The sequence below is a fragment of the Antarctobacter heliothermus genome (assembly GCF_002237555.1).
Lineage (GTDB): Bacteria > Pseudomonadota > Alphaproteobacteria > Rhodobacterales > Rhodobacteraceae > Antarctobacter > Antarctobacter heliothermus_B.
On sequence record NZ_CP022540.1, the window covers coordinates 554,838 to 568,792 of the forward strand.

A 13,955-nucleotide genomic window follows, 5' to 3' on the forward strand; every position below is an offset into this window, starting at 1 on the left:
AACAGAACGTTAAGGGATGAAGCCTCATGGTCTCCACAACACTTCAGAACGCACGCATTGACCGGCGCGCACGGGTTACACGGATCGAACCGGCGATCCATCTTGTGGCGGACAATGCCCCGTCAAAGGCCGCTTTCGAAAACATCGCCATCATCGGGCTGGGCTATGTCGGCCTGCCGCTGGCGGTGCGATTGGCTGGAAAGTTCGAACGGGTTCAGGGTCTTGATATCTCCACGCGCCGCGTGGATGAGATCAGACGCGGCTTTGACGCATCCAACGAAGTCGATGAAGTCCTGCTGCGCCACTGCGGCCTGCGTGCAAGCACGCACGGTGCAGAGATCGCCGACGCGTCCTTTTACATCGTCACCGTCCCGACACCGATCAACGACGCCCGCCAACCCGATCTGACGCCGCTGATTTCCGCATGCGAGACCGTCGGTCAGCACCTGAAAAAAGGCGATGTGGTGGTCTTTGAATCGACCGTCTATCCCGGTGCCACCGAAGAAATCTGCGCCCCGATCCTCGAAGATCTGTCCGGCCTCAAGATGGGAGACGGTTTTGGCCTGGCCTACAGCCCCGAGCGGATCAATCCCGGCGACAAGGTCAACACCGTCACGAATGTGGTCAAGGTCATCTCTGGCGATTCAGAGGCAACGCTGAACCGGGTCCGCGCCGTCTATGAGACCGTGATTGACGCGGGCCTGCACGCCGCGCCGACCATCAAGGTCGCCGAGGCGTCAAAGGTTCTTGAGAACACCCAGCGCGACATCAACATCGCGTTGATGAACGAAATGTCGATGATCTGTGACAAGATCGGCGTCAACACCCATGACGTGATCGAGGCCGCCGCAACCAAGTGGAACTTTGTCCGCATGACCCCCGGCCTTGTGGGCGGGCACTGCATCGGGGTCGATCCCTACTATCTGGCGACACTGGCGGAAAAAGTCGGCCACACGCCACAGCTGATCATGGCCGGGCGGCGCACAAATGAGGCGATGGTGCGCCACACGGCGGATGCGGCGCTGCGCTTTTTGCTCAAACAGGGTGGGGCAATCGCGGGCAAACGTGTTGCCATCTGCGGCGTCACCTTCAAGGAAGACGTGCCCGACATGCGCAACTCCAAGGCGCTGGACCTGATCACGATGCTGCGCGGCTACGGGATCGAAATGCTGGTGCATGATCCGCACTGCGATCAGGACGAAGCCGAGGCTTATGGCCTGACGCTGTGTGACACCGAAGAGTTGGCCAATCTGGACCTGATGATCCTGACCACCGCGCACCGCGAATACCTCAATGACCGGACATTCCTGAGTCGCATCCGCGACGGCGGGGTTCTGATGGATGTCAAAGGCGTTCACCGGAAATCGGACAGATCCGACACCTTGACCTACTGGTCGCTGTAATTGGGCAAACGCGGGGGCGCGAAAAGATGTTCACTGTCACACCGATCGGCTCATGCCGGATTGCGACGCCGCTGCGTCTGGGCCACTCGACGCGCGGTATCCGCCTGAACCTGAACCGCAGCTACGGCTATTGCCATTCACCCGCCGAGGCGGTGCAACTGGCGCGTTTCCTGAGGGGTGAGGTGACGATTGCCGCAGATGTCTGGCCCTTGGTGTCGCGGTCACATCGTCTTGAAACGCTGTCGTCCGAAACGCATGTTCCCTCCGATCTCTATGTGATCGAACTAGCCTCTGCCAAGGAACTGACCATCGACGGCGTGTCGGTCCAGTTGAACTATCTGAAATCGACTTACCCCGATTTCTTTGCCGATCCTGACCGGATGCAAGGATTTTGGGACGCGGCGCAGGCCGGCGATCGGGCCAGAACCACAGCCTTTCTAGACACGGCATGGTCTGCCACCGACGCGCAACGCGCGGACTCTGCCGTGTTGTCCCGGATCACGCTGAATTACGTCACGCCCGACAGTTTGGCACAGGACATCCAGACACTGGGACGTCTGTTGCCGGACGTCATGTTTGTCTCTCACGTCAATGCGCGCAAGCCGGACGGCCAAACCATCAAATCCCGCGCCAGCTTTATCTCATTGGTCAGCGACGGCGTCCGCGACGCCGGGTTCGACCTGTATGACCCGACGCAGTTGATGGCCGAATTCGGCCAACCTGCGGCGATAGAGGATGACAGCACCAGTCTTGCCCATTTCACCACGTCCTTCAGCACTGCGGTCATGGATGACTGGATGGCTCGGTTCATTGCCCCCCGGACGGATGCGGCGGTTGCAAGCGGTACAGCCCCCGCCGAGACGCTGCGCGCCCAGATCGACGCGGCATGCGCGGCGGGACACTACGCCGATGCGACAAGCCGGCTGTCGGCCCTCTCCAGCAAGACCGAAGACCACCGCCCCCTTGGGAAAAAGGTACACCGCGCCCAAAAAGCCGCGCAGGCCCGGTTCCACAAGGAACTGTCGGCCACGGCAGAGACTGCGGCCAGCACATTGGACATCGCGGCCATGGTCCAAGAGGCGGGTCGGCTGGGCCTGTTCGAGACTGCCCTGATATTGGCGACGGATGCGGAGGATCGTTTCGTTTCTCTGCCTTGCCACGTCCTGACCGATGTGGCTGTGCGGGCTGCGGCCGGAGGCGATACCCTCAGTGCCGTGCGTTTCGCGATCGCTGCCTGCCACCAGCATGGTACTGCAGACCGCGCCGCGCAGGTACTGGCCGATCTTGTGGTCACGCATCGGACGGACCTTTCAGGAGTGCTGGAGCCAAAGGCGCTGGCGAAGGTCCAGTCGTATCTTTCCGTGGCAGACATCGAAACGGCACTAACGCATACAGACGCCCCGATAAGAACGCTGATCTCTAGCCGCCTGACCGCGGTAGAGCTGACCCGGATCGCAACCAGCCTTGCCGAGAAACGAGGCGTCGACGCGGCGGCTCGTGTCCTGGCCCATTGGCGCGACCTGCACGACATGCCCCGCTTTCGCGACAAGGGGTTGGTCGCCCTGCTTGATGACTGGACCGAAAAGGCGACAAGACTTCCGCGCCCACTGGACCGCATCTGTGCCCTGACCGCCATACAACAGGCCGATCCGCGCCACAACGCCACCCGTGAAGCGCTGCGCACGGCCAGGATTGACTTGGTGTCCCGATTTCGCGCGGCGGGCAAGGCGCGCGACTGGACGGCACTGTCCGCCTTGGCCACAGAGGTTCAGGCCATTGCGATCCCGCTGCCGGAATACGATCTTTGGCGCGCAAGAGTACAATTCGACGAGGGCGATTTCGCCCGCGCCATCGACTATGGCAGCGTCGCGGCGGACAAGATGCCCGACAGGATCAATGTCTGGGTGCTATTGATGCGCGCTGCGGTCAAGGCCGGGGACACTCCCCTTGCGGCAAAGGCCGCAGACCGGGTCATCGCGCTGTCGGATGAGACAACCTACAAACTGCGCACGCAGGCCGAAGCCGTGCAACGCAAACTGCACGCCGAGGTGTAAGAGATGGTGTCGCTTGCGGAACAGATCACCCTGACCAGTAGCGGCTTGCCGCTGCCCGATGGTGTGTCGCAAGAGATTTTCGACCTGTCGAGAAACATAAAGCGGTCAGAAATGGCGGCGGACATCCTCAAACGGCTGGAGCCGGTTCTGAGAGACTACCGCACGGACAGAAACATCGCTGTGGCCTGTGGTCTCTTGTTGGAAAAGACTGGCACAGAGCGCGACATGCGGTCCCTTTGGGATCAACTTCAGGGCCGCTACCCGGAGGATGGGCTGGCCCTGCGGATGCTGATGCGGTGGTATCGCCGGGACGGGCGGGTTGCGGATGGCGTCGACCATATCGCGCGTCTCTACCCGGATTGCTGGCGCACCCTGTCACAGGCACGGATTGCCCTGCCCGGTCTTGCCGAACTCAAGGCGTGGGATGAGCTTGATCAGCTTTGGGCCACCCTGTCCGTCCTGCACCCGCAGGATCGGTCCCTGCGGATGGACTATATCAAGGCACTTTTGGAACAGTCGCGATATATCGATGCTGCAGCGGTTGCCAAAGGCGTATATGCCCGCGAACGTATGGGCAGAGCATCTCAAGAAATGCTCGCCACAGTTGAGCACAAAGCAGGCATGATGGCCAAATACAACCTGTCGCACTCTGCGACGGTGATCAATGAGATCTTTGCGCGGTCGCCGTCGCCGCGCCAAATGGCGTGTGCGCCGAAAATCGTCTTCTTCAGCGGACAATTGGGCACTGGCGGGGCCGAGCGTCAGATGACGCGCATTGCCTGCGCCTTCAAGGAACGCAGCACCAAAGCCAACAGCCCATCTCCCGAAGTTTGGGTCAAACACACCAACCCGGCCACGGGGGCCGATTTCTATCGCCCGATGATGGCCGAGGCCGGCGTGCCGGTCCGGGTCTTGGCCGAGGAACGGCAGATCCAGACCGCCGAGTTGGGTGGCATATCCGCCGAACTGGCAGAGTTGATCGACCTGCTGGCCCCTGACGTGCATCGGCACACCTGCCAATTGCTCGGCCATTTCCGCGCACATCAGACTGATGTCGCCTATCTGTGGCAGGACGGCGGGATCGTGCAGTCGGCTATTGCCGCTGTTTTGGCTGGCGTACCGCGCATCGTCACATCATTCCGAGGGCTGCCGCCCAACCTGCGCCCGACCTTTTACCGCGATGAACTGCCGGTGCTCTATAGCGCGCTTGCGCGAATGCCGCATGTCACGCTGACCGCCAACAGCCAAAGGGCGGCCGCCGCCTATGAGGACTGGCTGGACCTTGCGCCCGGAACGGTTCAGGTGATCCCGAATGCCGTCAATGTCATGACGTCAGACGGCGACGCGACCGACACGGCGCTCTGGTCCGACATCCTCAGCCAAACAGAAACTTGCATCAAAACCGTGCTGGGCGTGTTCCGGTTCGATAGCAACAAGCGCCCTCTCCAGTGGGTCGAGACCGCCGCCCGCTATCTGGCCCGGCACGATGACACCCGCTTTGTGATGCTGGGAGACGGGGCGCTGCTGCCAGAGACGCGCGCGTTGATCGACGAACTGGGCCTGTCGCACCGCATCTTTGCGGTGGGCATCCGCAGCAACGTCGGCTTTTACATGCACCGGGCGGATCTGCTGATGCACCTTGCCCAGATGGAAGGCCTGCCCAACGTCCTGATCGAAAGCCAACTTGTCGGGACACCCGTTCTTGCGACCCCAGCCGGCGGCACCGACGAAGTGGTGGAACACGGCCTCACTGGCATCATCCTGTCAGACGCGGACGCCATCCCCGAACAGGAACTGGACACGGCACTGGCCACCCTTTTGGCGGATCCAGAGCAGCTGGCACGTTTGGGTGCCACCGCGATGGCCCATTCCGTTGATCGCTTTTCGGTCGAAACGATCCTGAACAGGACAACCGACCTTTTCAATACAATCGAGACAATCGAGCAGGCATACTGAATGGCAACCATCTTCGTCACTGGAACCGCAGGGTTCATCGGCTTTCATCTTGCAAAACACCTTTTGGATGAAGGCTTTGACGTTGTCGGCTATGATGGTTTGACGGACTACTATGACGTTGAGCTAAAAAAGACCCGCCACGCGATCCTAGAGGAAAACCCCAAGTTCCGCGCACAGATCGGTATGCTGGAAGACAACGACCTGCTGGCCAAGACCGTGGCTGAGGCGCGGCCAGATGTGATCGTGCATCTCGCCGCACAGGCGGGCGTGCGCTACAGCCTAGAAAACCCGCGGGCCTATATCGACTCCAACCTGACCGGCACCTTCAACCTGATGGAGGCGGCGCGAGAGGCCAAGGTGGATCACCTTCTGATGGCGTCAACCTCTTCGGTCTATGGCGGCAACACGCAAATGCCGTTTGAGGAGACGCAAAAGACCGATCTGCCCCTGACGCTGTATGCCGCGACCAAAAAGGCGAATGAGTCGATGGCGCATTCCTATGCGCATCTGTGGCACATCCCCACGACGATGTTCCGGTTCTTTACCGTCTACGGCACCTATGGCCGCCCCGATCTGGCGCTGTTCAAATTCGTCCGCGCCGCGCTCGCCGGTGAGGCGATCGACGTCTACAATCACGGCAAGATGGCGCGCGACTTTACCTATGTCGACGATTTGGTTCACGCCATCCGCCTGCTGATCGACACACCTCCGCCGCAGGTGGACGACCGCGCCACGCCCATTCCCGGCGACAGCCTCAGCCTCGTGGCCCCCTTCCGCACCATGAACATCGGCAATGGCGCGTCCGTTCCGCTGATGGAGTTCATAACAGAGCTGGAAAAGACGCTGGGCATGGAGATCCCCAAGAACTTGATGGACATGCAGATGGGCGATGTTCCGGCCACATGGGCCAACACTGATCTGCTGGAGGCTTTGACGGGGTTCCGCCCCAACACGCCGGTGGCCGAAGGCATCCGCAACTTCGTCAACTGGTATCGGGACTACTATCAAGTGTAATGACAGTCGCCGCGCCGCATATCACGCCTCCGGGCACCTTTGGCAGGATCATGGTCCTGCTGAACCGCGAACGGAAAACCCGTTTCGCGGGCGGCACCTTTGGTTATCTCTGGGCCTACATCACGCCCGCCGTCTGGATCGCCCTGATTGTCGGGCTGTTTGTCTATCTGGAACGCACGCCGCCCATCGACGCGGGACTAGCGATCTTTGTGGCCACCGGCATCCTGCCTTATGTCGCCTTTCGCCAAACCGTCACGGCCCTTAGCCGGGTGCTGAGCGCGCATCGCTACATGCGCTATTTCGCGACCGTGTCGACGGATGACATCCTGTGGTCTTCGATGCTGCTCGAAGGGCTTAACCTGATCGTTTCGGCGCTGCTGATCTTCGGCACCGTGACCATTCTCTTTGGCACGCCCCTGCCCCACGCCCTGCCGTCGGTGCTGTATGCGCTGGCGATCACATGGCTGTTGGGCTGTGGGGTCGGTCGCTTTGTGGCCATCGGCGCGCAGATCAGCGATACTTTTGCGCGGTCCGTGCCTTTGGTCCTGCGCCCGTTCTTTTGGCTGTCGGGGATCTTTTACACCGCTGCCGAACTGCCCGGCCCGGTGCGCGACATCCTGTGGTACAGCCCGTTCCTGCATGTGACCGAAATCCTGCGAGAGGGCTATTTCCTTGGCTTCACCTCTCATTTCGCCAACGCGTGGTATCCTATCGTTGTCGCAGCCGGGTTCTTTCTGATCTCTCTGCCGCTGGAACGCTTTGCCAACACCCGGCGCATCATGCGGGGGCGGCTATGATTGCGCTTGATCAGGTCAGCATCCTGAAGCCCGGCTTCTTTCGGCGTGATCCGATTGTGACAAAGGCCACCGCCACCTTTCACCGGGGCGAACGGGTGGGCATCCTTGCCTCGCCGGGCACCGGCAAATCCTCACTTGCCCGGCTGCTGTCGGGGATCGACCAGCCGGACCGGGGATCGGTACAGCGTGAGGGGCGCGTCAGTTGGCCCATCGGGTTCGCCGGGTTCCTGCATCCCGCGCTCAGCGTGCGCGACAACCTCCATATCTTTGAACGTCTGGTCGGCATGCCGACCGACGCCACCGTCGAGTTTTGCGACGCGTTTTGCGGCATCCCCGGTGTGGCCGGCAAGATGATGCAGGATCTGACCCCGACCCAACGCGCGATCGTTGCCTATGCCTGCGCGGTTTCTGTCCCCGGTCCGGCCATGTGGATCGCCGATGAGGTGATCACGGTGGGTGAGCCGTTCCAGCGCAAGAGATGCGACGCGGTTCTGACACAGCGCCTATCCGAGGGCGGGTTGGTCTTTCTGTCGCGGAATGTGCGGCAGCTCAAACAGTACTGTGATCGGTTCTATGTGTTGATCAACAAACGCCTTGTGCCCTGCGATGATCTGAACGTGGCGCAAGACGCGCTGGACCTGCAGAAGTCCAACCAATCCGAGCTTATTTGAGGGTGTGACATGTCGAACCCGGCAGCAAAAGACGACGCAGGAATAGCCGCTTGGAAAGACAAGCGCGCGGCCATCGCGGCAGCGGATGCGGCGGCACGTCAGCAACCGCCCCCCATTGCCAAAACGCCGACAGCCCCCGCCGCGGTAGAAGAGCCGAAATCGCCTGCGATGGTGTTTCTGCAATCCGTTCCTGCGGATGATGCCCCAAAGCTCCCAGAAGCCGCACAGCCACAGCGCCGTTTGAAAGACCCGCAAAACTGGCTGTTGTTCGGATCCATCGTCATTCTGCCCGTTCTGTTGGTCGCGGCCTATCTGATGTTTGTGGCCACGCCTTTGTATGAGGCGCGCTCTGTCATTGCGATCACCAAGACCGGCAATTCAGGGTCCGGCGTACAGGCGGGCCTGCTGGGGGGGCTGGAGAAACCCAGCAACCTGCAAGAGGTGTTCCGCGCGGACACCTATATCAACAGTCAGGCACTGATGGACTCACTAGAAGAAGAAATCGGCCTCGTTACGGAATTGAGCGGCGAGGCCATCGACCCGATCCGCCGCCTGCGCACGATCCCGGTCCTGTCCGTTAGCAAGCGGATGCAGTTCGATCGTTTCGTCGAATCTTCGGTCGATGTGCAAAGCGGCCTGCTGACGCTGTTTGTGCGGGCCGACAGCCATGAACAGGCCATTCTGGTGTCCGAGGCCGTCCTGCGGAACGCAGAGTCGCAGGTATCTCGGTTGGGTCAGATGCTGTTCGACAAACGCCAATCCCACGCCGCCGACATGCGCAATGTGGCCGAAACGCAAGTTCAGGATGCGCAAACGGCCCTCGTCGCTTTGCAGATGAAATATCAAGACGTCGACCCCAAGAACCGGGTGGAGAATATATATGCCCGTATCAAGGAACTTGAGGATGAGGCTTACCGGATCGACAATGACATCCAGAAGGCGCAGATCGCCGGGGTCGGCGACAACCGCCAGACCGAAAAGCTGATCGCACTGGCGGCGCATATCTCGGCGCAGATTGACAAGGAGCGCGCGCAACTGGTGTCCCCGGATGGCATCTCACCGACGCCGCTGAACAACATGCTGATGGAATACGAACGCGCGGCTTTGAACCTGGAACTGGCCCGCGAGGCGGTCCGATCGGCGATTGCCACACAGGCCGAGGCAAACAGAGAAGCGGCGCTGAACCGCAGCATCTTTCAGGTGGTGGTGCCGCCCAGTACGGCGCAGGCCGCGCTGTACCCGCGCATCCCGGCGACGCTGGCGTTTACCCTGATCGTCTGTCTGGCGTTGTTTGGCGCGGTTGTCACTTTGCGCAGCGGGCGGTCCTGACGGTCTGGATCTCGACCCAGACTCGACGGCTATACAGGTCGAGTCGCAACTGGCTCCGGATACAGACCGGACGGGAGTATCTGGTCACCCGCTCGCGCCAAACTTCCAACTAAAGGTTTGGCCTGCCCAAAACGGACAACACGTCACGGCAAATCGCGCTTGTCCTGTCGCTGGGTGCTCAGCGCGCCCGCCTCAATCGCCGATACCGCCGCAAGGTCGACAATCAACAGCGCCTCTCCGCCCCCTGCCTTGGCAAGGATATTGCCATCCGGTCCGGCAATTACAGACCGCCCGCCAAAGGCAAGGCCCGCCTCTGCGCCGTGATAGTTGGCATAGGCCACCGTCACCGCCATTTCCATCGCGCGCGCAGGGACCAACAGGTCAGAGACGTTCTCAAACCCGGCTGGGTTGGCCGTCGGGACAAGGATCACCTCGGCCCCTTGGTCCGCCAGCGCCCGGACGTGATGGGCGAATTCGACATCATAGCAGATCAGCAAAGCAGCGCGACGTCCGCCAAGATCGAACAGGCAATAGGAATCCCCCGTCTGAAAGACTGACTGTTCCATCGGGCCAAACAACTGCACCTTGCGGTAGTGAGCCAGCTTGTGACCCGAGCGGTCAAAGCAACTCGCGGCATTGTAAACCGCCCCGCCTTCACGCTCTGCCCAGCCAATGACCAACCCGCAATCCGCCGCACGGCAGAGGTCTGACAGACGCATTTCCCACGCGCCGCCCTGTGCTTGCGCGCGGGCAGAATGCAGGTCGGGGCGGTTGTAACCGGGCAGAAACAATTCTGGAAACACGACAGATTCGGCCCCCATCGCAGCGGCCGCGGCAAGACACCGCTCGATCCGGGCAAAGGCCCCCGCCTCATCGCCGTCCGTGGGCGCACCCTGATAAATTGCCAGCTTCATCCCGCGTCACGCATCCTCTGTCACCCGTCGGGCCGTGCCCTCATAGGCCGCATAGCTGCGCTGAATCGCGATCTGGTCGGCAATGAACTTGGCATCATGCCAAACGCCCCAGATAAAAGACGACCCACGCCGCGATTGCCAAGGTAGACCGACAAAATACAACCCATGCTCCTGCGCCACACCGCGTTGATGGATTGGCGCGCCCCGGGCGTCAAACGTATCCGCCTTGATCCAGCTGAAGTCGAACGCATAACCCGTCGCCCATAGGATCGTGCCTACCCCGGCCGCTGCCAGATCCAGTTCCAGAATGGGGTTTGCCACACAGTCCGGATCGTCGGGAATCTCCCTAGCCTCAGGTTCTTCGGGCAGGTCCAATCCGTGCCGCGCTATATAGGCGTCCGCCTCATCCAGCACCGACAAATAGTTGGCATCGCCTTTATCGAGGTTCTCTTTCAGGTCCGGGGCAAAGGTGATCTTGCCCGCGTCGTACCCTGCCGTCATGCCCAACAGGGTCATGCCGCGGTTGGCCAGTTTACGGAAATCGACCGTTTTTCCGCCCTCGGCGCCGCTGACCGCGATGGTCACATGTTCCGTCCCCGGCCCCGGCGAATCCGCGTTCCACTTGCCCAGAACGCCCAACCACCAGACATTGTCTCGCCCACGATAACGACGCGGCGGGCGGTCGTGCGGACCCATCGACAGGTACACCGTGCGCCCCGCGTTCATCAGTTCCTCGGCGATTTGCACACCGGATGACCCACCACCCACGACCAGAACAGCGCCCTCCGGCAATTGATCAGGATTGCGGTAGGCGTTGGAATGCATCTGCAACGGCGCGGCATCCTGCGGCACAACGGGCGGGATCGCCGGACGCTGGAACGGGCCAGTTGCGGCCACCACATGCCGCGCCTCAATCAGTCCGTCAGAGGTTGTCACACGGAAACCCGCGCGCCCCTCCAGTGGCACAACCTCACGCACCTCGACGCCCGTGCGGACCGGGGCGCCGATCTGTTCCGCATAGGCGACAAAGTAATCCGCCACGCTTTCCTTGTCGGGAAAGGCATCGACGTCGCAGGAAAACTCGCGATTCGGAAAACGGTCGTGCCACGCCGGACCATTGGCCACCAGCGAATCCCAGCGCCCCGTGCGCCAGCGTTCAGCGATCCGATCCCGCTCCAGCACGATATGTGGAATGCCCTGTTGGCTCAGGTGTTCGCTCATCGCGATGCCGGCCTGTCCGCCACCAACCACCACCGTATCCGTGCATTCCATGCCTTTGGCCCCTTGTTCCATTGTTGCCACGAAACCTAGGCGCGGGCGGCAATGCATCGAAACTAGGCAATCATGAAGCCTTGCTTTCGGGAAGGCTAATCCCGCTTAGGGCGACACTAACCACCGATAAGACACAGCATTCCTTTTCAATTGCCCATGAGTGCCGCATCTTTGGCGTACCCGTCCTTTCCGCTAGGGAGCCTATCCAATGGCCAAAGACCAGATCGACCCTGTCGAAGCCCTGCGTCAGAACACCTCTGTCCCGTTTGAGCGCGCCCGCGCCATGCCCGTCGATGTCTACACGACGCAGGCCTTTGTTGACGAAGAATTGGCACATGTCTTCCGCAAGGATTGGTACTGCATCGGGCGGGCCGACGCGCTGAAAAACCCCGGCGATTACGTCACCTGCGAACTGGCCGGTCAGCCCATCGTGGTCCTTCGCGATCGCGAAGGCACACTGCGTGCGCTCAGCAACGTCTGCCTGCACCGCATGTCGACGCTGTTGCAGGGGCGTGGCAACACGCGGTCTATTGTCTGCCCTTACCACGCCTGGACCTACAATCTGGATGGCAAGCTACGCGGCGCGCCCGCAATGACCCTGAACGAGGGGTTCTGCAAAGACGCCTACGCCCTGCCCCCCGTGCGGTGTGAGGAATGGCTGGGCTGGGTCTTTGTCTCGCTCGACGCTGACGCCGCGCCGGTGGCCGAAAAACTGGCCGAGGTCGAGGCAATGGTCGCTGGCTACGACATGACCAACTACACAGAGGCGTTCTACGAAGAACACGTCTGGGACACCAACTGGAAGGTGCTGGCCGAAAACTTTATGGAAAGCTATCACCTGCCGGTCTGCCACGCGGGCACAATCGGCGGGCTATCGCGGCTGGAGGACATGATCTGCCCACCGGGGCGCGACGCCTTCAACTATCACACGATCCTCAAGGACGATAAACTGCGCATCGCCATGGCGCATCCGTCGAATGACCGACTGAAGGGCGATGAACGGCGCACGACATTCCTGCTGGCGATCTACCCCAGCCTGATGATCACGCTGACGCCGGGATATTTCTGGTATCTGTCGCTGCATCCCAAGGGACCGGGGCAGGTCCACATCCGCTTTGGTGGCGGTATGTCGGACGATTACGCCGATGATCCGGATGCGCAGGACAACTTTACCGCGCTCAAGATCCTTCTGGATGACGTCAATGTCGAGGACCGCGGCTGTACCGAAAAGGTCTATCGCGGCCTGTGTTCCGCCCTCGCCGAACCGGGGCACCTCAGCCATCTCGAACGCCCCAACTATGATTTTGCGCAATACCTCATGTCCCGGATCGACGCCTCCAAGCGCGCCGATCAAGACGCCGCTGGAGATTAACATGGCCCACACCCGCATCCGCACCTTCAACACCAGCGATACCTATCCCGAACAGAATCTGGACAACGATCTGTGTCAGGCGGTCGTGACGCGGGGCGGCAGCACGGTCTGGATGCGTGGGCAATGCCCGCAGGATCTGGACACCGCCAAAAACCTCGACAGTCACGACCCCGTCGAGCAAACCCACAAGGTGATGCAAAACATCCGCCAGCTGATCGAAGAGGCGGGCGGCACGATGGAGCATCTGGTCAAGGTGGTGGTCTACATCACCGACGTGCGTCACCGCGAGGCGGTATACCGGACGATGGGCGAATACATCAAAGGCGTACACCCGGTGTCCACCGGTTTGGTCGTGCAGGCGCTTGCCCGCCCCGAGTGGCTGGTCGAGATCGACGCCACAGCCGTCATCCCGGATTGAGAGCAAAGATTTGGGTATTTTCACAGAGAAGAAACACGAGGACGCGCCATGACCTTTTCGCTTGTCGCGCGCTGCGCGGACACCGGCATGTTTGGGCTGGCGATTTCATCCTCTTCCCCTGCAGTGGCGGCGCGGTGCGCCTATGCGCGGGCGGGAGTTGGGGCCGTGGCCTCACAGAATGTCACCGACCCAACGCTGGGCCCGCTGGCGCTGGACCTGATGCAGGGCGGGATGAACGCGGCAGAGGCGGTGGCCGAGGTACAGCGTCGCGGCAAATTCATCGAATACCGGCAGGTGCTGGCGGTCGACACGCAGGGACAAACGGCAATCCATTCGGGGCCGAACTCCTTGGGGATCTGGACCCAAGCGCAGGGGCGCGATGTGGCCTCTGGCGGCAACATGCTGGCCAATGACGGCGTGCCCGCGGCCATCGTGGCGGCGTTCGAGGGCGCGCAGGGCCATCTGGGCGACCGTCTGATTGCCGCAATGCGCGCCGGGCTGGCGGCGGGTGGCGAGGCCGGGCCGGTGCATTCGGCGGGAATGTTGATGGTGGACAAGGTCAGCTGGCCGGTCGCCGACCTGCGCATTGACTGGACCGAGGAGTGCCCGATCGAGGCCGTTGCCACCGCGTGGGATATCTACAAGCCGCAACTGGATGCCTATATTCAGCGCGCCCTAGACCCGCGCGAAGCGCCATCCTACGGCGTTCCGGGCGACGAATAGCCCCTGCCCCTTGCGCGCCCCGAGTATCAGGG

The 13,955-nt window shown here is 61.4% G+C and carries 12 protein-coding genes; 10 read left to right on the top strand and 2 right to left on the bottom strand.

Going from position 1 to position 13,955, the window contains the following annotated elements:
- Positions 1-26: 26 nt before the first annotated feature.
- The 7 genes from ANTHELSMS3_RS02760 to ANTHELSMS3_RS02790 are packed head-to-tail and all read left to right on the top strand — an operon-like array spanning position 27 to position 9,224.
- The gene (locus ANTHELSMS3_RS02760) at positions 27-1,403 is read left to right on the top strand and encodes a nucleotide sugar dehydrogenase (protein ID WP_094033541.1); all 1,377 of its coding nucleotides are present in this window, start codon (positions 27-29) and stop codon (positions 1,401-1,403) included.
- 26 nt (positions 1,404-1,429) lie between these two features.
- Entirely contained in the window at positions 1,430-3,457 is a 2,028-nt protein-coding gene (locus ANTHELSMS3_RS02765) for a hypothetical protein (RefSeq protein WP_094033542.1), read from the top strand.
- A gap of 3 nt (positions 3,458-3,460) precedes the next feature.
- A complete protein-coding gene (locus ANTHELSMS3_RS02770; protein WP_094033543.1) occupies positions 3,461-5,413 on the top strand; it encodes a glycosyltransferase in 1,953 nt (650 codons plus the stop codon).
- Entirely contained in the window at positions 5,414-6,427 is a 1,014-nt protein-coding gene (locus ANTHELSMS3_RS02775; RefSeq protein WP_094033544.1) for an SDR family NAD(P)-dependent oxidoreductase, read from the top strand.
- Positions 6,427-7,224: an ABC transporter permease gene (locus tag ANTHELSMS3_RS02780; RefSeq protein ID WP_094033545.1), complete on the top strand. Its 798-nt coding sequence runs from the start codon at positions 6,427-6,429 to the stop codon at positions 7,222-7,224. Before ANTHELSMS3_RS02775 ends, ANTHELSMS3_RS02780 begins: the two co-directional genes overlap by 1 nt.
- The gene (locus tag ANTHELSMS3_RS02785; RefSeq protein ID WP_094033546.1) at positions 7,221-7,895 is read left to right on the top strand and encodes an ATP-binding cassette domain-containing protein; all 675 of its coding nucleotides are present in this window, start codon (positions 7,221-7,223) and stop codon (positions 7,893-7,895) included. Before ANTHELSMS3_RS02780 ends, ANTHELSMS3_RS02785 begins: the two co-directional genes overlap by 4 nt.
- A gap of 9 nt (positions 7,896-7,904) precedes the next feature.
- Positions 7,905-9,224, top strand: coding sequence for a hypothetical protein (locus tag ANTHELSMS3_RS02790; RefSeq protein WP_094033547.1), 1,320 nt, complete (start codon positions 7,905-7,907; stop codon positions 9,222-9,224).
- A 143-nt stretch (positions 9,225-9,367) separates the two neighbouring features.
- Here the strand turns inward: ANTHELSMS3_RS02790 and ANTHELSMS3_RS02795 are convergent, their stop codons facing one another.
- A complete protein-coding gene (locus tag ANTHELSMS3_RS02795) occupies positions 9,368-10,138 on the bottom strand; it encodes a carbon-nitrogen hydrolase family protein (protein ID WP_094033548.1) in 771 nt (256 codons plus the stop codon).
- 6 nt (positions 10,139-10,144) lie between these two features.
- Positions 10,145-11,410: a flavin-containing monooxygenase gene (locus ANTHELSMS3_RS02800; RefSeq protein WP_094036890.1), complete on the bottom strand. Its 1,266-nt coding sequence runs from the start codon at positions 11,408-11,410 to the stop codon at positions 10,145-10,147.
- Between the two features lie 208 nt (positions 11,411-11,618).
- Here ANTHELSMS3_RS02800 and ANTHELSMS3_RS02805 point away from each other — a divergent pair, with 208 nt between their 5' ends.
- Genes ANTHELSMS3_RS02805 through ANTHELSMS3_RS02815 form a run of 3 tightly spaced genes read left to right on the top strand, consistent with a single transcriptional unit; the run spans position 11,619 to position 13,923 of the window.
- Positions 11,619-12,782: an aromatic ring-hydroxylating oxygenase subunit alpha gene (locus tag ANTHELSMS3_RS02805; RefSeq protein WP_094033549.1), complete on the top strand. Its 1,164-nt coding sequence runs from the start codon at positions 11,619-11,621 to the stop codon at positions 12,780-12,782.
- Position 12,783: 1 nt separating this feature from the next.
- A complete protein-coding gene (locus ANTHELSMS3_RS02810) occupies positions 12,784-13,200 on the top strand; it encodes a RidA family protein (RefSeq protein WP_094033550.1) in 417 nt (138 codons plus the stop codon).
- 48 nt (positions 13,201-13,248) lie between these two features.
- Positions 13,249-13,923, top strand: a complete 675-nt coding sequence (locus ANTHELSMS3_RS02815; protein WP_094033551.1) for a DUF1028 domain-containing protein — start codon at positions 13,249-13,251, stop codon at positions 13,921-13,923.
- The last annotated feature ends 32 nt before the right edge of the window (positions 13,924-13,955 follow it).

What these genes read in the sequence shown, in the direction of transcription:
- ANTHELSMS3_RS02760 (WP_094033541.1), top strand. Translation starts at nt 27, where the DNA reads ATGGTCTCCACAACACTTCAGAACGCACGCATTGACCGGCGCGCACGG.
- ANTHELSMS3_RS02805 (WP_094033549.1), top strand. Translation starts at nt 11,619, where the DNA reads ATGGCCAAAGACCAGATCGACCCTGTCGAAGCCCTGCGTCAGAACACC.
- ANTHELSMS3_RS02790 (WP_094033547.1), top strand. Translation starts at nt 7,905, where the DNA reads ATGTCGAACCCGGCAGCAAAAGACGACGCAGGAATAGCCGCTTGGAAA.
- ANTHELSMS3_RS02800 (WP_094036890.1), bottom strand. Translation starts at nt 11,410, where the DNA reads ATGGAATGCACGGATACGGTGGTGGTTGGTGGCGGACAGGCCGGCATC.
- ANTHELSMS3_RS02775 (WP_094033544.1), top strand. Translation starts at nt 5,414, where the DNA reads ATGGCAACCATCTTCGTCACTGGAACCGCAGGGTTCATCGGCTTTCAT.
- ANTHELSMS3_RS02780 (WP_094033545.1), top strand. Translation starts at nt 6,427, where the DNA reads ATGACAGTCGCCGCGCCGCATATCACGCCTCCGGGCACCTTTGGCAGG.
- ANTHELSMS3_RS02795 (WP_094033548.1), bottom strand. Translation starts at nt 10,138, where the DNA reads ATGAAGCTGGCAATTTATCAGGGTGCGCCCACGGACGGCGATGAGGCG.
- ANTHELSMS3_RS02765 (WP_094033542.1), top strand. Translation starts at nt 1,430, where the DNA reads ATGTTCACTGTCACACCGATCGGCTCATGCCGGATTGCGACGCCGCTG.
- ANTHELSMS3_RS02770 (WP_094033543.1), top strand. Translation starts at nt 3,461, where the DNA reads ATGGTGTCGCTTGCGGAACAGATCACCCTGACCAGTAGCGGCTTGCCG.
- ANTHELSMS3_RS02810 (WP_094033550.1), top strand. Translation starts at nt 12,784, where the DNA reads ATGGCCCACACCCGCATCCGCACCTTCAACACCAGCGATACCTATCCC.
- ANTHELSMS3_RS02815 (WP_094033551.1), top strand. Translation starts at nt 13,249, where the DNA reads ATGACCTTTTCGCTTGTCGCGCGCTGCGCGGACACCGGCATGTTTGGG.
- ANTHELSMS3_RS02785 (WP_094033546.1), top strand. Translation starts at nt 7,221, where the DNA reads ATGATTGCGCTTGATCAGGTCAGCATCCTGAAGCCCGGCTTCTTTCGG.